The following is an 18,940-nucleotide window of genomic DNA, read 5'->3' on the forward strand; positions in this document are numbered from 1 at the left end:
GAGACAGAACAATGCACCTTGAAGCGCTCAACCTCGCCGCGGACGTCCTCGCCGCAATCCCCAACCCCTCCCCGGAGGAGCCCCCGGGCGGTGCCGGGTTCCTGAAGATCCTCGGCTGGGGCGCGTGGATCGTCTTCGGCCTCGGCGTCCTGGGCATCCTGTTCGCCGCCGGCAAGATGATGATCGACCAGAAGAGCGGCCACGGAGGCGGCCAGCACGCCCAGTCCCTCGGCATGGTCCTCGTCGGCTGCATCGTCGCCTCAGTGGCCTCGGGCATCGTCGGCGGTGTCGTGGCGGCCGCCGGGGGCATGGCATGAGCCAGCCCACCGAAGGCCAGAGCCCCCCTCGGGACCAGAGCCCGTGGACCCGGCCCCGGTTCATCGCCAGCGCAGCCGTCGTCGTCGTCCTCGCCGCCCTGGGCATCGTCTATCTGGCGCTGCCATCCCCGAGCGGCGGGCAGGCCCCGGCACCCGCCCCTTCGGCGATGGCCACCGCCACGGCCACGGCGCAGACTGGCCAGAGCGTATGCGGGCTTCCCGCAGGAGACCAGCGCTACCCGTCCGTCGGCCTGCCCACCAAGTGGGAGCTGCTGGGCCGGATCGCCGTCCCGACCGATCCCAAGGGCATCGGGCCGGGCAAGACCGACGGGAACGTGCGTACCTGCTACCAGCACAGCCCCACCGGAGCCCTCTACGCCGCGGCCAATATCGCGGCGGCAGCGTTCCTGCCTGACGGCGAATCGATCGGTGTGAAGGACCTGTCCGCACCCGGTCCGCGCCGGGACCAGTTCCTGGCTTCTCCCCATCCGTCGGCGGCATCGCCGGATCAGTCACAGGGAGCGCAGATCGGCGGCTTCCAGATCCAGTCCTACGCCGATCAGGCCGCTTCTGTGGTGATCGGTCTCAAGAACTCGCAGGGCGGCCATGGATCGTTGACCCTGCCCCTCAAGTGGGTCAACGGAGATTGGAAGCTCGACTACGACTCCAGCGGGTCGATCACCACCGTCAATGACCTGAGCACATTCGTTCCGTGGTCGGGAGCCTGAAAATGATTCCCCTTGTAGACACACCTCAGAAGGACTGCGGCTTTCTCGGCTCCAGCTGCTGGGTCGGGGATGCAGCGAAGGCGGTTGCCGGCGGCGCTCTGGATCAGCTTCGGGATGCTGTGATCGAGGCGTGGGGGAAGTCGATCGCGTGGCTGGGCACCTTCTGGGTGAACGTGGACACCACGCCCGTGATCACTCCGGGCACGGTGGACCAGCAGTCTGATGTGGTGTGGTGGGCGCAGAACCAGCTGTGGTGGTACACCCTCGTCCTGGTGGTCTTCGGCATCCTCGTCGGGGCCGGCCGGCTGGTGTGGGAGCAGCGCAGCAAGCATTTGATGGACATCGTGAAGCAGCTGATCACCTTCACGCTGGTGACCGGCTCCGGGGTGGCGGTGCTCCAGCTGCTCATCACCGGCTTCGACGAGATGGCCAAGGCCCTGCTGGACAATGCCACGAAGGGGACCGGGTTCGCGCAGAGCGTCGCAGGGATGATCTCTCTGACCGGTGGCCTCGGGGTCCTGCTGGCCATCATCTTCGGCGTGCTGGCGATCCTCGTGTCCCTGGTGCAGCTGGTGATGATGGTGTTCCGCTCCGGGATCCTGATCCTGCTGGCCGGCGGCCTGCCCACCGCCGCGGCGTTCACGAATACCGAGACGGGCAAGCAGTGGTTCCAGCGGTTCCTGTCCTGGCTGATCGCCTTCACCCTCTACAAGCCGGCGGCCGCGCTCTGCTACGCGGTGGCCTTCAAGCTCACCGCCTCGGACATCTTCGCCTCCGCCGATGGCGGGGTGAAGGCCATCGTGGGGCTGTCCCTGATGGTCCTGGCACTGGTGGCGCTGCCTGCGCTGATGCGCCTGGTCACCCCGATGGTCGCCGCAGCGGCCGGCGGGGGAGGGGGCGCGGCCGCGATCGGCGCCGCGGCCGGGACGCTCGCCACCGGCGCAATCGACCGCGCACTCAGCCGCGGGGGGCGCAGCAGCGCAGCCCACACCAGCAGCAGCAGCACGACCAGTAGCAGCAGCAGCAAGACCGACCAGCAGGCCTCCGGGGCCACGACGAGCCCGTCCCAGCCCAAGGCCGCCTCCGCTGCCCCCGCCGGGGCGAGCGCGGGAGCAGCGGGCAGCACGGGTGCCGGGGCAGCGGGAGCGGGAGCCGGTGGGGCAGGTGCCGCCGCCGGCCCGGCCGGGGTCGCAGCGGCCGTCGGCGTGCAGGCCGTGAAGAAGGGCGCAGCCGCCGTGCAGGGCGCCGCAGAGTCAGCAGCGGGCGAGGGCCCGTCCGGAAGCGGGGGGAAGTAGTGACATGAGCGACCACACCATCGATGACAGGCAGCCCACATATACGGAGCCGACCTACGGGAACTGGCGCCGGCCGCGCACCGCGGGCATCGGCAAGCTGGGTGCCCTGGAGACCTGGGCCATGATCACGGCCCTGCTGGTGCTGCTGTTCGTCTTCCGCCTGGCCGGCCCGGTCTGGGGGTTCATCACCTTCCTCGTGATGGGCATCGGTCTGGGGGTCTTCACGGTGCGGGACCGGCACGGGCAGTCCCGGATCAGCCGCATGGTCGCCAAGCGCGCACACAGGAAGGCCGTGGGCCGCCGTACGAATCTCTACCGCTCCGGCCCTGTCGGGCTCATTCCCGGCGGCACGGCGCAGCTGCCGGGCCTGCTGGCCAAGTCGCAGCTGCACCAGTTCACGGACTCGTTCGACCGGGCCTTCGCCCTGGTCTTCATGCCCGACACCAATCACGCCACGGTGGTGATCGAGTGCGAGTCCACGGGGCTGGCCCTGGAGGACCCGCAGACGATTGACGCCTATGTGGCGAACTGGGGCGGCTGGCTGTCCGACCTGGGCAAGCAGTCCGACGTCGTGGCGGCGTCCGTGACGGTGGAGACGGCCCCGGACTTCGGGGTCCGGCTTCGCCAGGCCGTGGACACCCGGCGTCATCCGGATGCCCCCGAGGCGACGGTGCAGATGATGGAGGAGGTCAAGGCGACCTTCCCGCAGTCGGCTCCGGTGACCCGGGCCTTCCTCGCCGTGACCGTCACCGCGTGGCGTCCCGGCGCTCCGCGTCCCCGCAAGGTCGAGGACCTGGGGATCGATCTGGGCGCCCGGCTGGGCAAGCTCACCGAGCACCTGGAGCAGTGCGGGGCCGGCGACGCGCACCCGGTCACCGCCCAGACCCTCTGCGAAGTCGTCCGGGCCGCCTACGATCCCGCCGTGGCCCGGCACATCGCCGCCGCGCACGCCGAGGAGGTCACTCCGTCGCTGTCCTGGAACGACGTCGGCCCCATCGCCCACAACGCCGGGTGGGAGTGGTACCGGCACGATTCGGGGTTCTCGAAGTCCTGGGTCATGTCGGTGGCCCCGCGCGGGGAGGTGTTCTCGAACGTGCTCGAGGCGATCCTGTCCCCGACCGGGGACGTGGACCGGAAGCGGGTGACGTTCCTCTTCCGCCCGGTGTCCGCGGCGAGGGCCATGGACGTGGCGGAGAAGGACGTCAACGCGGCCAAGAACCGGGCGGCCTCGACCGGCACCCCGAACTTCCGGGCCATCGACGACTACGCCAAGACGGTCCAGACCGCCAGGGAGGTCGCCAAGGACGCCGGAATGCTCAACTTCGGCGTGGTCATCACCGCCACGATCCGCAACGCGGAGGACGCCCTGGCCGTCAGCTACGGGGTGGAGGACCTGGCCGCGGAGTCCCAGCTGACCGTCCGGCCCGCCTACGGGGCCCAGGACACCGCCTTCGCCGCGTCGCTGCCGCTGGGCCTGGTCCTGCCCGACTACGTCATGGTCCCCTCCAAGATCCGAGAGGCAGTCTGATGAACCCGCTGAACCTGCTCCCCAGGCCTGCCCCGCGCAGCCGGCACTTCGACCCGCTCAAGCGCGGGTACCGGATTGCCGGCGGCGGGTATGCGAACCTGCTGGACCTGCCCCCGGAGTACCGCGGCTCGTCCCGGCAGGTGTGCGGGCTGTGGCCGTTCTCCTCCGGCTCCGGGGCCCCGCTGGCGGGGGCGCCGCTGGGCCAGCAGATGATCACCGGCCAGGTGGTCGGGCTCGACCACTTCGGAGCCTTCGAAGAAGGCCTGATCCCCAACCCGTCCGTGTACTTCATGTCCAACCCGGCCCTGGGGAAGTCCACCGCCGTGGGGAAGATGTGCCTGTGGCTGGCCTACCGGGGCGTTCCGAGCATGTACCTCGGCGACGTCAAGGGCGAGCACGTCCTGCGCACCCGGAAGGCGGACGGGAAGGTCAACCGCCTCGGCAGCGGGCGCGGCTACCTGAACCCGCTCGACCCGGGCGGCTCGGCCGGGGCGGTCGAGCGGCTGACCGGCACGCTCCGGGAGGAAGTGGCCCGGGGCGCGCACGAGCAGCGCAAGGCCCTGATGATGGCCCTCATCACCGTCTCGAGGGAGTCCAAGCCCTCCGAGCAGGAGGACCTGATCCTGGGCCGGGCGCTGGAGATCCTCTACGACCGGCACGACGGCGTGCCGCTGGTGCGGGACCTGGAGAAGCTGATCGCCGAGGCGCCGGAGGACCTGCGCACGGTGGTCCTCGACCGCGGAGACATGGACCGCTACCTCGACGCCACCGACGCCCTGCGGACCTCCCTGATCGGTATCGCCACCGGCTCCGGTCCGCTGGGGGACATGTTCTCCCGGCACACCACCGAGCAGCTGGACATGACCCGTTCCGTCTGCTTCGACCTCTCGGCGCTGCCCGACACGCAGCCGCAGAAGCAGGCCGCCGGGCTGCTGGCCTGCTGGTCGGTCGGGTTCGAGGCCGTGAACACCGCCCAGATCCTCGCCGACGCGGGCCTGGAGCCCCGGCGGAACTACAACATCGTCCTGGACGAGTTCTGGCGCGCCCTGCGGGTCGGCCGCGGGATCGTGGACAAGGCCGACTCCCTCACCCGGCTCAACCGCAACGAGGGGGTGGGGCAGATGATGATCTCCCACACCCTCAAGGACTTCGAGGCCGTGGCCGACGAGACGGACCGCGCGAAGGCCAAGGGCTTCGTCGAACGCTGCGCCATGGTCGTCCTCGGCGGCCTCGGCGCCAAGGAGCTGTCCGAGGTCGAGCACTTCCGCCGCCTCACCCGGCAGGAGAAGCGCCGGGTGGAGTCCTGGGCCGACGTGAAGAAGATCACCACCAACCAGCACGGCAGGACGGCCCCGTACGGGCGCGGGAAGTTCCTGGTCAAGCTCGGCCAGGCCCCCGGCATCCCCGTCCAGATGAAGCTCACCGGCGTGGAGGACGAGATCTCCGACACCAACACCCGGTGGGAGAGCCTGCGCAAACAGGGCGCCTCCACCGAGGAAATCGAACGGGAGATCTTCGGAGAAGAGGGGCAGGACAACATAGGAGGAGCAGACAGTGCAGCAGCGTAGGACCTCGCACGTCGCCCCGGGCACGTGGGCCCTGTTCATGGGCATCGGCCTGGTGGTCGCCGTCGTCCTGGTGGTCGACGCCGGGGTATACGGGGGGTCCTGGGCCAGCCGGGACGGGCAGAAGCTCCCGCTGAACCCGATGGAGGCCCCCTTCGGGCTGATCGCGGGCCGGCTCCACTGGTCGACGGCGTCCACAGGCTGCCTCGTCGCCGTCCTGGTCCTCATGGCCCTGCTCGTGGCCCTGGTGGTCTGGTTCCGCGTCCGCGCCGCCAAGGGCCGCTCCCGCGTCGACTACAAGGCCTCGCAGATGGGGCGGGGCAAGGACATCGCCATGCTCACCGAGCGGGGCGCACGCCGCGCGGCCAGGCGCTTCGGGCTCACCTGGCCCGGGATCTTCCTCGGGATCTCGGTCGCCGGGCTGTCCCGGCTCGTGGCCGACGTCGAATCCGTGGCGCTGTCGATCTTCGGCCCCCGCCAGGGCAAGTCCACCTCCCAGGTCATCCCCGCCGTGCTGGACGCCCCGGGCGCGGTCGTCTCGACCTCGAACAAGCCCGACGTCATCGACGCCACGCGCCTGCCCCGCTCCCTCAAGGGCACCGTATGGGCGTTCAACCCGCAGAAGATCAGCCCCGACCGGGCCAGCTGGTGGTGGAACCCGCTCAGCTACGTCGTGGACGACGAGCACGCCCAGAAGCTCGCAGACATCTTCAAGGTGGCCGGCCGCGGGCCGAACACGAAGGGCGAGGACCCCTACTTCGACAACGAGGGCCGCGACATGCTCGCGGCCCTGCTGCTGGCCGCAGCCCTGGGGAAGAAGCCGATCGCGACCGTCTACGACTGGATCACCGGCGGCAACGTCGGGATGAAGGAGCCCCAGGCCATCCTCGCCGCCGCCGAGGACGGCAAGTACGCCGCCTACGGCCTGGCGCTGGAGGCGCAGCTCCAGCTCGACCCGGGCCAGCGCGACGGCATCGTGGGCACCGCCAAGGCCATGTGCGCGGTGCTCAAGTTCACGGGTGTGCGGGACTGGGTGAACCCGACCGGCCCGGCAGACGCCCGCCCCCAGTTCAGCCCCGCCCAGTTCGTCCGGGGCACGGACACCCTGTACCTGCTCTCCAAGGAGGGCGGCGGGTCCGCGGCTGCGCTGACGACCGCGCTGACCGTCGCCGTGGCCGACGCCGGCGAGGCGTACGCCATGACCCAGCCCTTCCGCCGCCTGCCGGTACCGCTGGTGTTCGCCCTCGATGAGATCGCCAACGTGTGCGTCTGGAAGGACCTGCCCGACAAGTACAGCCACTTCGGCTCCAAGGGCCTGCTGCCCATCGCCTGGCTCCAGTCCTACAGCCAGGGGGAGGAACTCTGGGGCGAGAAGGGGATGCGGAAGATCTACTCCTCCGCCACCGTGAAGGTCATCGGCTCCGGCCTGGACGAAGAGGGCTTCCTGCGCCAGGTGTCCTCCACGCTCGGGGAATACCGCTACGACACGGTCAACGTCACTGCCGGGGACCGCCGGAGCGTGTCCATGAGCCCGGACGGCGGCAAGGAGCACATCTGGACCGTGGGCGACCTCGCGGCCATGCCGATCGGGCGGGCCATCGTCAAGCGCGCCGGAGCGCCCGGAGCGCTCATCAGGACGGTGCGGTGGATGGACACCCCGCACGCCGATGCCGTGTGGTTCTCCCTCGACATCAACGACCCCACGCCCGAGAGCGCGAAGAAGGCGGCAGAGGCCCAGGCCCGGCGCACCGCGCGGACGCCGTTCGAGCGCCTGGTGCTGCGCCGTGCCGGCGAGAAGCCGGACGCCCTCGTGAACGCCTACCGGGACGCACTGAACATGCAGAAGAACAGCAGCCTGCAAATGCAGCAGCCCATCAACACAGTTCCCCAGCCGATGCCTGCGAAGGCCACGGCTGCCTCGAAGTGGCTTCAGGCGGCACGCCATGACTGACAGCTCCCATAGGCCTGAGCCGGTCGACGCCTGGGACGAGTCCCCGGGCCCGGAGGCCGCGGCGCCCGCCGCCGTGGACGGCGGGGAGGACGGGCGCGGCTTCCTGCTCAGTGTCACGGACGTCCTCGCCCAGATCGCCGAGGAGGCCGAGCCGATCAGGGCCGGCCGCTGGCGGTCCCTCGTCATGCACGGCAAGGCACCGGCCCCACTGGACTGGGAGCCGCCGCAGTGGGACTACGACGCGGTGGAGGCGTGGATCGCCCAGGCCCTGGAGGACGGGACCCTCAGTCCGGCACCGAAGGCGACGTCCGAGGCGGTCCCGGAGCCCGAGCTGGTGTACGGGTCCACGGCGGAGTGGGTGGCCAAGTTCCTGGTGCCGGTCTACCGGCGCCAGCTGACCGCCACCGGGGACAGGACGACCTGGTGCCCGGAGTGGTGGAAGCACGCGGAGGCGATCATCCGCCTCGAGGCCCTGTGGCGGGCGTGGGAGCACCTGCGCCTGGACGGGCGCACCGGCATGAGCGTGTGGCTCAAGGACCATCTGGACCACCATCTGCCGGTCCTCACCGACGCCACCAGCGGCCCGTTCAACGGCTGCAAGCCGGACAGGCACGCGGAGAGCCCCCTGGGCCCGTTCCAACTGGTGGCCCCGCCACCGGCGCTGTTCCCCGACGTGCGCGAATCCAAGGATGAAGGAGGTACCCAGTGATGAGCACCCACCACTCAGACGGCGTGGGCGAGGCAGTGGACGACATGCTGCGCCAGGCGGTCATGGTCGCCGCCCGGCTCGGCGAGATCGCCGCCCGGGCCCGGCAGGAGCGCCTCGCCCAGGCCCGTGCGGCCTCCGAACGGGCAGGCCGCGAGCTCGCGGCCCGTTTCGAGGCCGAGCGCGGGGCGGCGCGCGCCTCCCTCGCGGGGGCCCGGTCCGACTCCTGGTGGGCCGAGGCCGACCCGGAGCGGATCGGGGCCGCGTACAAGACGGCCGTGTCCTGGGCCGGCCAGGACGCGGAGATCGCCCAGACGCTGCGGCACATGGACGAGCAGCTCGCCGAGCGCGGCGTGCACGTCACGGCCTCGATGCCCGAACGGGTCACCGACCTGCTGCGCTCACGGCAGTGGGTCGCCGAGCACGATCCGTTCATGGACGGGGCATGGACCCGGGAGATGAGCCAGGCCCGCAGCCCCGAGGAGCGGGACCGCCTCAACATCGCCCTGGTCAGCGCCTGGCTGGCCCGTCCGGAAGCACAGCAGACCGACTCCGCGGCCGACGAGCTGGAGGCCGCGAAGGCCTGGGCCGCCTCTGCCGACCCGGAGCGGTTCGCGCAGTGGGCCCGCAGCCACGCCGCCGCCGACACGGTGGCGGCCGCGCGGTCCGACGAGACCGAGCTGATCCGCCGCTGGAAGGCCGAGACGGGCCAGCCCGCCGACGCACAGGCTGCGTCCGTGAAGGCGGACAGGCTCACCGGGCAGGCAGTGAGGGAGGCCGGCTCCGCGGACGGCCACCGTGTCGACGCTGACCGGGCCACGGGCCGGTCCCAAGAGTGGGACGGGATGGCAATGGACCTGGACGGTCCCTCCGAGGAGGACTTGCCGTGGGCCGCTCGGCAGGAGCAGCAGCAGGAGGAATCCGTGGCGCACGACCAGTGGGACGCCGCGCAGCGGCGCGGAGAGTTCGCCGCGTCCCTCCAAGGCCTGGCCGACCAGACTGCCGTGGACGCCCGCGTGCTGGCCGACGTCAGCCAGGGCACCCACCCCCGCCAGGCCGTCGCCACGGCACCACGCAACGCCCCCGCTGCGCGGCCGAACAGCAGCGCTGCCCGCAAGGCCCAGCTGACGAAGGGGAGCCGGTGATGCAGCTGATCAGCATGTTCCGCGGGAACTCCTAAAACACTGACCGCCATGCACGCTCGCAGCGGATGCCTTACCGGACGCGGCCATGGGAAAGAGGGACGGCCGGCGTTTGGCCTTCTGCCGCGTGTCGGCCGTCCCTGGCGTTTCCCCGTTCCCTGCGTCCTCCTAGCCTCGGGCGGCCGCGTTGCGTTCGGCGATCGTCTGGTCGGCCTTGGACCAGTGCTCGGTGCTCACCTCCCGGATGATCACTGTGGTGTTCTCGGGCAGTGCGCCTACGCTCTCCTCGGCTGCTTTGTGGAGGGCGGAGATGAGCGAGCGGAGCTGCTCGGGGGTGCGGCCTCGGGCGATGGAGACGTCGATCAGGGGCATGGCGTGCTCCTCATGGTCATGGTCATGGTCGGGGGAGGCCCGGCCGATACGGAGGTGGTGGTCAGCGCGCCGAGGCCCCGAGAGACTCCTGGGCCTCAGCCTGAGCGGCCTGCTGCTGGAATGCAGGGACGACGTGCTCGATGAAGAGCTGCAGCGATTCACGCTTGGCCTCGTGGCTCATGCTGTTGTCGATCCAGAAGCTGTACTCGTCGACGCCGAGCGCCTCGTAGTCGCGCAGGCGCGCGATGACCTCCTCCGGAGTGCCGATCATGGCCGTCCGGTGCAGGGACTCCGGCTGGAACTCCGGACGTCCCTCGAACTTCGACTCAGGGCTGGGCTCGAGGAAGCCGTTCACCGGGGTGGACTTGTTGCCGAACCACGCATCGAAGGTTCGGTAGAAGCGGTTGATCGCCTCCGCGGCGGGACGCCAGCCGTCCGGGTCCTCGGGGGAGTGGACGTGGGTGTGGCGCAGCACCATGAGATCGGGGCGGGGAACCTCGGGGTTGTTGGCGCAGGCATCGTCGAACTTCCGCTTGAGGTCAACGACCTCCTCGTCACCCTTCATCAACGGGGTCACCATGACATTGCAGCCCTGGGACACCGCGAAGTTGTGCGAGTCAGGGTCACGGGCCGCGACCCACATCGGCGGGTTCGGCTGCTGGACCGGCTTGGGAACGCTGGTCGAGGTGGGGAACTGCCAGATCTCACCGTTGTGCGCGTAGTCGCCGCGCCACAGCTCGCGCACGGCCGGCACGAGCTCGCGCAGGTGCTTCCCGCCGTCGGTCGCGGGAAGGCCCCCGGCGATCCGGTCGAACTCGATCTGGTACGCCCCGCGCGCGAGGCCGACCTCCATGCGCCCGTTGCTGATCACGTCCAAGAGGGCGCACTCACCGGCCACACGGATCGGGTTCCAGAACGGCGCGATGATCGTGCCGGCCCCGAGTCGGATCGTCGAGGTCTGGCCGGCAAGATAGGCCAGCAGCGGGATCGGGCTGGGCGAGATGGTGTATTCCATGGCGTGGTGCTCGCCGATCCAGACCGTGCTGAATCCGCCGGCCTCCGCCATCAGCGTGAGTTCGGTGAGGTTCTCGAACAGCTCGCGGTGGGTGACTGACTCATCCCAGCGCTCCATGTGGACGAATAGGGAAAATCGCATGAGTGCTCCTGACTGCGCTCGGTCCGCTCGCGGCGGAGATTGGTGCGGGAGGGCCGATGCCGGCCCATGGCGGGGGCGGAGGAGTGCCTGCTCTGCGTATGCAGCAGGCCGGAGGTCAGCTCCGCATGATGAAGGGGTCGGCGACAGGCTCCTCGCTGGTGTTGATCCACACGCTCTTGAGCCGCGTGTACTCGTGCATCGACTCGAGGCCGTGCTCGATGCCGACGCCGCTGGACTTGAAGCCCTCGCGGGGGGACATGGGGGACATGGCGCGGTAGGTGTTGACCCAGACCGTGCCCGCCTCGAGGTGCCTGGCCATCCTGTGGGCGCGGGCGAGGCTCTTGGTCCAGACGCCCGCGGCGAGCCCATACTCGGTGTCGTTCGCGAGTCGGAGGACTTCCTCCTCGGTGTCGAAGGGCATGATCGCCGCGACGGGTCCGAAGATCTCTTCGCGGACCACCCGCATGCGGTTGTCCACGTCGGTGAGGACCGTGGGGGAGTAGAAGTAGCCCGGGAGCCCGGTGTCGGGGCGCTGGCCGCCATAGGAGACGGTGGCGCCCTCCTCGACACCGAGGTTCACGTAGGACTCGACCTTGCTCAGCTGGTCGCCGAAGGCGAGAGGCCCGAGTTCGGTGGCGTCCTCGAGCGGGTTGCCGATGACAATCCGCTTCGCCCGCTCGGCGACGCGCTCGACGAGCTCGTCGTAGACGGACCGGTGGGCGAACACGCGGCTGCCGGCGATGCAGGTCTGGCCGGCCGCGGCGAAGATCCCGGCGACGACGCCGAGGGAGGCGCTGGCGACGTCGGCATCCTCGAAGACGATGTTCGGGCTCTTGCCGCCGAGCTCGAGGGTGCAGCCGATGAAGCGGGACGCCGCCGAGGAGGCGATCGCCCGCCCCGTCGCAGTGGAGCCGGTGAAGCTGATCTTGGCGATCCGTCGGTCCTCCACGAGCGCTGCCCCGGCTTCGCGGCCGAGGCCCGTGACGACGTTGACGACGCCGTCGGGGAAGCCCGCCTCCGAGGCGAGCTGGGCCAGGCGCAGGACCGTGCGGGAGGTGTACTCGGACGGCTTGATGACCAGGGTGTTCCCAGCGGCCAGGGCGGGGGCGAGCTTGGAGACGGTCAGCGTCAGCGGCGAGTTCCACGGGGTGATGGCGCCGACGACCCCGAGGGGCTCGCGCACCGTGTAGTTCAGGATGGCCGGGTCCATGCCGGGGATCTGGCTTCCCTGGACCTTGTCGGCGAGCCCGGCGTAGTAGTAGAGGTACTCCGGCAGCGTGCGCAGCTGCACCCTCATCTCCCGCAGGAGCTTGCCGTTGTCCTCGGTCTCGAGCCGGGCAAGCTCGTCGCCGTGCTCTCCGACGAGGTCGGCGAGGCGGCGGAGGAGGTGTCCGCGCCGGGTGGGGGTGAGGTTGGACCAGTCTGGGCCGTCGAAGGCCTTCGAGGCCGCATCGATCGCTGCCTCGACGTCGGCCTGAGTGCCTCGGGCGGCCTCGTAGAGCACCTCGAGGGTCGCGGGGTTGGTGCTCTCGAAGTACCGTCCTTCGGCCGGCGGCGTCCAGCGGCCGCCGATGAAGTGGTCAATCCGTGCTGGCATGGTGCATCTTCCTTTCGGCCTCGTCCGCGAACTCGGCGATGAGGCGGGCGAGCTGCTCGGGCTGCTCGAGGGGGAGCATGTGGCGTGCGCCGTCGACGACGAGCGCGCGGGCGCCTGCGACGGAGCGGCTCAGGCGCAGGGTCATCTCGGGGGTGGAGCCGGGGTCTTCGCTGCCGGTGATGGCCAGGGTCGGCGCGGTGATGAGCGGCAGCGCGTCCGAGGCGTCGCGGTCACCGGTGGCGAAGACCTCGTAGGCGTGGAGGTAGGACTCGCGGTCGTTGGCGAGCAGGACGCTGCGCACGTTCTCGACGAGGTCGGCGGGGACGCGGCCGGCGTCGGGGAACCAGCGTTCGAGGGCGGCCTCGGCGCTTGCGGCGAAGTCCTCCCGCGCTGCCTCGAGGCGGCGGGCGACGGCGGCGGCCTCTGCCTCGGTGCGCTGGCAGACGGAGCTGACGCACGTGAGGGAGAGGACCCGTCCGGGCTCCCTCGCGGCGATCTCCTGTGCCACGAGCGCCCCGAGCGAGAAGCCCACGAGGTGGGCCTTCGGCGGGAGCCTGCGGGCGACGTCGTCCGCCATCTCGGACAGGCTGGTGGGCTTCCGCAGCGGAGGCTGCCAGCCGTGCCCGGGAAGGTCGAGGGCCATGACCTCCCGCCCGGCCAGCCATAGCGCTCCGTCGATGACCAGGGTGTCCCACATCGAGCTGTCGAGTCCCACCCCGTGGAGGAGGACGACGGGCTCGTTCACGCTACTGCTCGCTCGTGAGAGGGGCGAGGCGCTGCTGCGGGCGCCCTTGGGCGGCTGCAGCGAGGGCGACGACGATCTCGCCGGGGTGGGGCGCGTCGGCGATCTGGACCTCGATGGTCTGGTGGTGCGAGCGGATCGTGGCGTCGGTCTTGTGCTTGAGCGGGATGTCGAAAGTGACGCCTGCGCGGCCGCGCTTCTCCACCGCTGGCAGGAGGGTGGTGGCCTCCGCCGCCTTGCGGAAGTGGTCGCCGAACTGGAGGGTGTGGATGAGCGCGGAGCCGTGCTCGATCTCGCCGTCGAGACCGACGATGGCCGCCTTGCCGTAGGCCTCGACCGGGGCGCCGAGCGCCTCGATCACCCGGGGCGCCAGGAGCGCGCCGAGGTCGGAGGCGTTCTGGCGGATGCCGTCGCTGAGGTCTTCAACGAAGGGCTGGCCGTCCCAGGGGTTCTCGATAACGGCGGCGACCACGGCGACGCGGGCCGCGGGCTCCACGGCGCGGCCGCCTTCGCGGGTCGTCTCATCGATGAGGGTGACGATCTTCCTGACGTTCATCTGGTTGCTCCTGCGAGTGTGCTCCATGAGACCTGGGCGTCGGTGGTCCGGTCTCCGATTCGGGCATGGGGACGTGGGCCCGTCGATGCGGCCGCGACGATGACGATCTCGTCGGGCCGGGGCGCGTCCGGGACGCGGATGTCGACGGTCTGGTAGTGGCTTCGGGTGGCTGCCGCGCTCTTGTGCCACATGGGCACCACGAGGCGCTCTCCTGCGTCGCCCCGGGAGTCGGCGAAGCAGATGATCGAGGTGCCTTCGAGGGACTCGCGCAGCAGGTTCCCGAAGTAGGGAGTGTGGATGAGGGCTCCGCCGTGCTCGATCTCGCCCGCGGTTCCGACGATCGCGCCCTTGCCGAACGCCTCGACGGCGTCCGCTCCGCCGAGCCCGGAGAGGAGCCGGTCGATGAGCGTGGCAGCGATGGTCGGTGCGAGCCAGGCGGCCGCCTCCGAGAGGTCGGCGTCCGGGCCGAGCCCGGCCCAAGGGTTGGCGACGACGGCGGCCGCGGCAGCACGGGCTGCGGGGATCCGCGGCGCCGTCCCGTTCTCGAGGAGGACCTCTTCCCTGGAGAAGACGACCTTGCGGATCAGCTCTTCCGGTTGATCTGGGATGTTGAGCACTATGGGGCCATGTCTTTCTGGTGAGAACAGCTCGAGGCTGTGGGGATTCTGTTCCGCGCCGCTGGGCTCAACGAGGAGTCCGGCATCAGTGCTTCGCGGGACGATGCGTAGACGTGGTTGCGCATGGCGGATTCCGCACCGAAGGGATCCTTGTGCTCGATCATCTCGAGCACGCCCCGGTGCTCCTGGGTCGAGGCCGCGATGCGGCCCGGGTGCTCGACCGTGCGGAGCACGAGGCGCCGGTACGCCAACTGGTTCATCAGGCGGGCGTAGTGCTCGGCCAGTTTGCGGTTGTCGGAACCGTGCACGATCGCCCAGTGGAACTCCTCGACGAGGCGCGCATAGCGGGCGGAGTCGCCGGACAGGACCGCCTCTTCCGAATCGGCGAGGTTGCGGCGCAGGATGCCGAGCTCGGGGACATCGCCCCGGCGCGCCATGAGGGAGGCCGCGAGGCCCTCGAGGGACTCCTTGAGCTGGAACAGCTCCACGATCTCCCTGCGCGTGGGCTCCCGGACGAAGGTGCCCACCTTCGGGCGGATCTCCACCAGGCCCTCGTGCTGGAGCTGCTTGAGCGCCTCGCGGACCGGGGTGCGGCTGACCTCGAACTCCTGGGCGAGGTACGCCTCGGGCAGGAGCGCCCCCGGTGGGAACTCGCCCCCGAGGACGAGCTGGCGGATCCGGTCGAGGAGTCCGCCCTGGTCGCCGTTGGCGGCGCTGAGTTCCAGAGCATCTTGCATGCATCACAGGTTAGGTTGCATGCATGAGGAGCGTCAAGGGCTGAATCTCCGAGGGTTACTTTCCCATCGAATGGCCCAGTTCCCGCGGAATCTCAATAGGGGATTGACCGATCCTTGTGAGCTGCCTTACCTTCATTGGTATGCAACAGACGCTTGAACCGGTCATCACGGCAGCATGGCTCGCAGCTTGGGACAAGGGCGACCTCGACGCGCTCGATGCGCTCATGGCGGAGGGGTACACCCGCACCAGCAAGGCCACGGGGGCGACGGTCGACCTCGCGGGCCTCAAGGCAGAGATCGCCTCGGTCAGGGAGGCCTTCCCGGATCTGCGCACCACCCTCGACGACATCGTCGTCGGTGAGGGGACCGTCGCCGTGTTCTGGACCTCGACCGGGACCCACGCCCACGAGTACCTTGGCGTCCCCGCCACGGGACTGACTGTCCACACGCGCGGATCGAACATCCTCGTGCTCGACCCACGGGGAAGGGTCCTGCAGGAGACCGTGACCTGGGACGGCAGCGAGCTCCTCGCGGGACTCGGCATCCGTCCGTTGCGCGGCATCGCCGCCCCACCGGCTCCGGAGCCCGAGGACGAGGACGCCCAGCCGAGCCTGGACACCATGAAGGCGTTCAACCGCCAGTTCATCACCGGTGTCACCGTGGTGACCACCAAGGAGGGCGACCGGCCCAAGGGCCTGGCGGCCAACGCGTACTGTTCGGTCTCCCTGGAGCCGCCGCTCGTGCTGGTTTGCGTGCAGAAGACCTCCAGCACCTACCCGGCGCTCTTCTCCTCCAGCCACCTCGGCATCAACATCCTGGGGGCGGACCAGAAGCCGACGGTCGGGGTCTTCGCCTCGAAGTCGCCCGACAAGTTCGCCGAGGTGGACTGGCACGAGGGGCCGCACGGCAGCCCGCTCATCGACTGTTCGGCGGCCTCGATCGAGGCCGAGATCCAGGAGCGCTTCCAGGCGAAGACCCATACGGTCTTCATCTGCCGCGTCCGGCACGCCGAGGTCGACGGCGCCGCGCCCATGGTCTACAAGGCCGGGCACTTCTTCGACGGCGGCCAGCTCGTCGAACTCTGAAAGGCAGCGGCGCGGCTGAGACCTCGCACAGGACAGCAGCCGCGCCGAGCCCATCTGCTCAGACAAGCAGTGCACACAGGTGTGCACCTCCACTTTAGGACTAACCATGAGCCCAGACACCGTCCGCGCAGCAGCAAGCGAGGACAGCATCGCCGAGGACCGCGGATACCGCGACAGCCTCACCAAGATCGAGCCGTACGGCATTGAGCACATTCCCGACGTCGAACGGCACGGGCGCCCTCGGTCCCAGTTCTTCCTCTGGTTCGCGGCCGGGATGAACTTCCCCATCGTCGTCCTCGGCTTCAGCGCCGCCTACTTCGGCCTGCCCTTCTGGGCCGCGGTGCTGGCCATCGTGCTCGCTGGCGTGACCTCGTCGGCCGGCATGGGGTACCTGTCAGCCATGGGCGTCCGATTGGGTGTGCCGCAGCAGATGCAGGGCCGAGGCCCGCTCGGCTTCATCGGCAACCTGTTCCCGGTCGCCTACGTCAACGTCTTCGCCGGGATCGGCTGGGCCGCCGTGACGGTCATCCTCGGCGGCAAGGCCATCGCCCTCCTCACCGGCATCCCGTTCTGGATCTCCTCCCTGGTCCTCATGGGAATCCAGCTCGGCGTCGCGGTCATCGGCTACAACCTCATCCACTTCCTCCAGCGCATCCTCTCCTACGTCCTCGTCGTCGGATTCGTCTTCATCACCGCAGTCAGCGCCGCCAACGGCCACATCGTCAACGAGGTCAACACCGCCGCGAAGGGCTTCGACGGGGTCGGCGGCTGGATCGTCTTCTTCGGCTGGTTCTTCTCCTTCATCGTCGCCTGGATGCCCTTCGCCTCCGACTACTCCCGCTACCTGCCCAACACGCCAGGCAACCGCCGCGGGGCCGGATGGGCCACCATGCTCGGCAACGCGGTCACGATGATCTGGATGGGCGTGCTCGGCACGATCCTCGGCTCCACCGCCACGGCCAGCGACAGCATCGGCGCGCTGAAGGAGATCATGGGCCCGTGGGCCCCCATCGGGCTGTGCATCGTCGCGCTGTCCTCCTTCACGCAGAACTTCCTCAACGTCTACGGCGGGGCCATCTCCATCCAGACGATGGGCATCCCCGTCAAGCGCCACGTCGGCGTGATCTTCATCTGCGTGATCTCCTACGTCGTCGCGCTCTGGGGGCAGGGCGGATTCAACGAGGGCTTCACCGCCTTCCTGAACCTCACCGCCTACTGCATCGCCCCCTACGTCGCCGTCTTGGTCTGCGACTACCTCTTCGGCGGCCGCCGCAGCGAACGAGGGCTCCGCGAGCTCTTCGACAAGAAGCGCACGTTCGAATGGGGCTTCGTGGCCTGGGCCGTCGGCGTCATCGCCTCCTCGCCCTTCTGGATGTCCTCGATCTACACCGGCCCGATCGCCAAGGCCTTCCCGCAGATCGGCGACCTCTCCTACTACGTCGGTGCGCTCGTCGCAGCCATCGTCTACTTCGCCACCTACCGGCTCAAGCGGCTCTCCGGCCACGACATGCTCGACCGCAGCGCAGCGGCACGGCAGTTCTGAGATGGGGAGCCCGGGCCCGAACGGCCGACTCGTGGTCATCGACATGCAGCGCGCCTTCCAGGAGAAGACCGAATGGCATGTGCCACGCTTCGACGAGGCCGCCGCTGCCATCGCAAAGCTCCAAGAGACCACTGCGCTCCCGCCCGTCTACACGCGATTCGTCAGGGACGAAGCGGAGACCGGCTCCTGGTCCGCCTACTACCAGCGCTGGAACGAGATGCGGCTGGCACCCGGAGCCGAGGAGTGGGACCTGGCCGTGCCCCTTCCGGAAGGGGCAACCGTCATCGATGCCCCGACATTCAGCAAGTGGGGCCCGGAGCTCGCCGCGATCATCCCCGAAGGGGAGAGGATGGTCCTCACAGGAGTGGCCACCGACTGCTGCGTGCTCTCAACAGCCCTCGCGGCGGTCGACGCCGGCCGCCACGTCACCGTCGTCTCGGACGCCTGTGCCGGCGCCACCGACGAAGCCCACGAGCAGGCCCTGGCCCTGATGCAGATGCTCTCACCGATGTGCGAGACCACAACGCTGGCCGACCTGCTCGCGTGAGGTGGAGGGCCGGGGGCGCTCCCGCAACGGAGCGTCCCCGACCCCGCCTGCCCCAAGCACCATCAGACCGAATTCCCCGGAGGACCGATGACGATCACCGACGAGACGACAGTCTCCTCAGCTGAAGCCCCCGGAGCTGGGACAGCAGTCCGCGAAGTCGTGGCCATCATCCTCGAACACCACGGCCGCATCGCCCTCCTCAGGCGCAGCCGCGCAGTTCACCACGATCAGGGGCTCTGGCACTGCGTCACCGGCTACCTCGACCCCTGGACCACTCCACGGCAGCAGGCCTTCGTGGAGCTCTACGAGGAGACGGGCCTCACCCAGGAGGACATCGTGCTTGAACGCTGCCGTCCGCTCCTCCTGCCCGACAGGAGCGGCGCGCCCTGGCTTGTGCACACCTTCAGGGCCTCCACCAGCCGGCGCCACCTCCGCATCAATGGGGAGCACGACGCGTACCGATGGGCAAAGCCCGCCAAGGTCCGCCGCTTCAGCAACCGAGTGGAATGGCTCAGTGCAGTGCTAGATGCAACCCTGCGCGGCGACCAGGAGGAATGGCCCGGCGAACTCGGCGGCCGCCCCTCGGCCAACTCCGAAGACGGCGGGAGTCGGGCGGCATGATGACCGGACCTGGCACCCATCCTCCCGCCTGTCAGGCCCCTCGGCCTTCCCCCGGGGACCTTGTCGAGTTCCGAAAGGAAGGAGAGCCGCTCCGCATAGGCATGATCGAAGCGGTCATGCCCGACGGCAGCGGGG

19 protein-coding genes are annotated in these 18,940 nt (G+C 69.7%); 12 read left to right on the forward strand and 7 right to left on the reverse strand.

Annotation, left to right across the window (positions count from 1 at the left end; translation table 11 throughout):
• Window positions 1–11 precede the first annotated feature (11 nt).
• From J2W21_RS17775 to J2W21_RS17810, 8 genes are all read left to right on the forward strand, one after another.
• A complete protein-coding gene (locus tag J2W21_RS17775) occupies window positions 12–317 on the forward strand; it encodes a hypothetical protein (RefSeq protein WP_307115853.1) in 306 nt (101 codons plus the stop codon).
• Complete coding sequence (locus tag J2W21_RS17780) at window positions 314–1,045, forward strand: hypothetical protein (protein WP_307115854.1); 732 nt, start codon at window positions 314–316, stop codon at window positions 1,043–1,045. Before J2W21_RS17775 ends, J2W21_RS17780 begins: the two co-directional genes overlap by 4 nt.
• Before the next feature lie 119 nt (window positions 1,046–1,164).
• Window positions 1,165–2,340 (forward strand): hypothetical protein, encoded by a 1,176-nt coding sequence (locus J2W21_RS17785; protein ID WP_307115855.1) that lies wholly within the window; start codon window positions 1,165–1,167, stop codon window positions 2,338–2,340.
• 4 nt (window positions 2,341–2,344) lie between these two features.
• Window positions 2,345–3,868: an SCO6880 family protein gene (locus J2W21_RS17790; RefSeq protein ID WP_307115856.1), complete on the forward strand. Its 1,524-nt coding sequence runs from the start codon at window positions 2,345–2,347 to the stop codon at window positions 3,866–3,868.
• A complete protein-coding gene (locus tag J2W21_RS17795; protein WP_307115857.1) occupies window positions 3,868–5,436 on the forward strand; it encodes an ATP/GTP-binding protein in 1,569 nt (522 codons plus the stop codon). Before J2W21_RS17790 ends, J2W21_RS17795 begins: the two co-directional genes overlap by 1 nt.
• Window positions 5,423–7,384: a type IV secretory system conjugative DNA transfer family protein gene (locus J2W21_RS17800; protein ID WP_307115858.1), complete on the forward strand. Its 1,962-nt coding sequence runs from the start codon at window positions 5,423–5,425 to the stop codon at window positions 7,382–7,384. The genes J2W21_RS17795 and J2W21_RS17800 overlap by 14 nt, the downstream gene beginning before the upstream one ends.
• A complete protein-coding gene (locus J2W21_RS17805; RefSeq protein ID WP_307115859.1) occupies window positions 7,377–8,093 on the forward strand; it encodes a DUF4913 domain-containing protein in 717 nt (238 codons plus the stop codon). Before J2W21_RS17800 ends, J2W21_RS17805 begins: the two co-directional genes overlap by 8 nt.
• Window positions 8,093–9,235 carry a hypothetical protein gene (locus J2W21_RS17810; RefSeq protein ID WP_307115860.1) on the forward strand — a complete coding sequence of 381 codons (1,143 nt, stop codon included), beginning with the start codon at window positions 8,093–8,095 and terminating at the stop codon, window positions 9,233–9,235. Before J2W21_RS17805 ends, J2W21_RS17810 begins: the two co-directional genes overlap by 1 nt.
• A 165-nt stretch (window positions 9,236–9,400) precedes the next feature.
• On the opposite strand, the gene J2W21_RS17815 is transcribed toward J2W21_RS17810, so the two are convergent.
• The 7 genes from J2W21_RS17815 to J2W21_RS17845 form a co-directional block, all read right to left on the reverse strand.
• Window positions 9,401–9,604, reverse strand: a complete 204-nt coding sequence (locus J2W21_RS17815; protein WP_307115861.1) for a tautomerase family protein — start codon at window positions 9,602–9,604, stop codon at window positions 9,401–9,403.
• A 61-nt stretch (window positions 9,605–9,665) separates the two neighbouring features.
• Complete coding sequence (locus J2W21_RS17820) at window positions 9,666–10,760, reverse strand: LLM class flavin-dependent oxidoreductase (RefSeq protein ID WP_307115862.1); 1,095 nt, start codon at window positions 10,758–10,760, stop codon at window positions 9,666–9,668.
• 115 nt (window positions 10,761–10,875) lie between these two features.
• Window positions 10,876–12,357 carry an aldehyde dehydrogenase gene (locus J2W21_RS17825; protein WP_307115863.1) on the reverse strand — a complete coding sequence of 494 codons (1,482 nt, stop codon included), beginning with the start codon at window positions 12,355–12,357 and terminating at the stop codon, window positions 10,876–10,878.
• Window positions 12,341–13,102 carry an alpha/beta fold hydrolase gene (locus J2W21_RS17830; RefSeq protein WP_307115864.1) on the reverse strand — a complete coding sequence of 254 codons (762 nt, stop codon included), beginning with the start codon at window positions 13,100–13,102 and terminating at the stop codon, window positions 12,341–12,343. The genes J2W21_RS17825 and J2W21_RS17830 overlap by 17 nt, the downstream gene beginning before the upstream one ends.
• A 1-nt stretch (window position 13,103) precedes the next feature.
• Window positions 13,104–13,655 carry an amino acid synthesis family protein gene (locus tag J2W21_RS17835; RefSeq protein ID WP_307115865.1) on the reverse strand — a complete coding sequence of 184 codons (552 nt, stop codon included), beginning with the start codon at window positions 13,653–13,655 and terminating at the stop codon, window positions 13,104–13,106.
• Window positions 13,652–14,272, reverse strand: a complete 621-nt coding sequence (locus tag J2W21_RS17840) for an amino acid synthesis family protein (protein ID WP_307115866.1) — start codon at window positions 14,270–14,272, stop codon at window positions 13,652–13,654. The genes J2W21_RS17835 and J2W21_RS17840 overlap by 4 nt, the downstream gene beginning before the upstream one ends.
• Window positions 14,272–15,009: a GntR family transcriptional regulator gene (locus J2W21_RS17845; protein WP_307115867.1), complete on the reverse strand. Its 738-nt coding sequence runs from the start codon at window positions 15,007–15,009 to the stop codon at window positions 14,272–14,274. The genes J2W21_RS17840 and J2W21_RS17845 overlap by 1 nt, the downstream gene beginning before the upstream one ends.
• Window positions 15,010–15,149: 140 nt before the next feature.
• On the opposite strand from J2W21_RS17845, the gene J2W21_RS17850 reads away from it, so the two are divergent.
• From J2W21_RS17850 to J2W21_RS17865, 4 genes are all read left to right on the forward strand, one after another.
• The gene (locus J2W21_RS17850; protein ID WP_307115868.1) at window positions 15,150–16,094 is read left to right on the forward strand and encodes a flavin reductase; all 945 of its coding nucleotides are present in this window, start codon (window positions 15,150–15,152) and stop codon (window positions 16,092–16,094) included.
• 106 nt (window positions 16,095–16,200) lie between these two features.
• Complete coding sequence (locus tag J2W21_RS17855) at window positions 16,201–17,637, forward strand: purine-cytosine permease family protein (protein ID WP_307115869.1); 1,437 nt, start codon at window positions 16,201–16,203, stop codon at window positions 17,635–17,637.
• Between the two features lie 31 nt (window positions 17,638–17,668).
• Entirely contained in the window at window positions 17,669–18,184 is a 516-nt protein-coding gene (locus tag J2W21_RS17860; protein ID WP_307115870.1) for a cysteine hydrolase family protein, read from the forward strand.
• 87 nt (window positions 18,185–18,271) lie between these two features.
• Window positions 18,272–18,805, forward strand: coding sequence for an NUDIX domain-containing protein (locus tag J2W21_RS17865; protein WP_307115871.1), 534 nt, complete (start codon window positions 18,272–18,274; stop codon window positions 18,803–18,805).
• The last annotated feature ends 135 nt before the right edge of the window (window positions 18,806–18,940 follow it).

It is taken from the genome of Sinomonas atrocyanea (genome assembly GCF_030811715.1).
In the GTDB taxonomy this organism is placed as follows: Bacteria; Actinomycetota; Actinomycetes; order Actinomycetales; family Micrococcaceae; genus Sinomonas; species Sinomonas atrocyanea_A.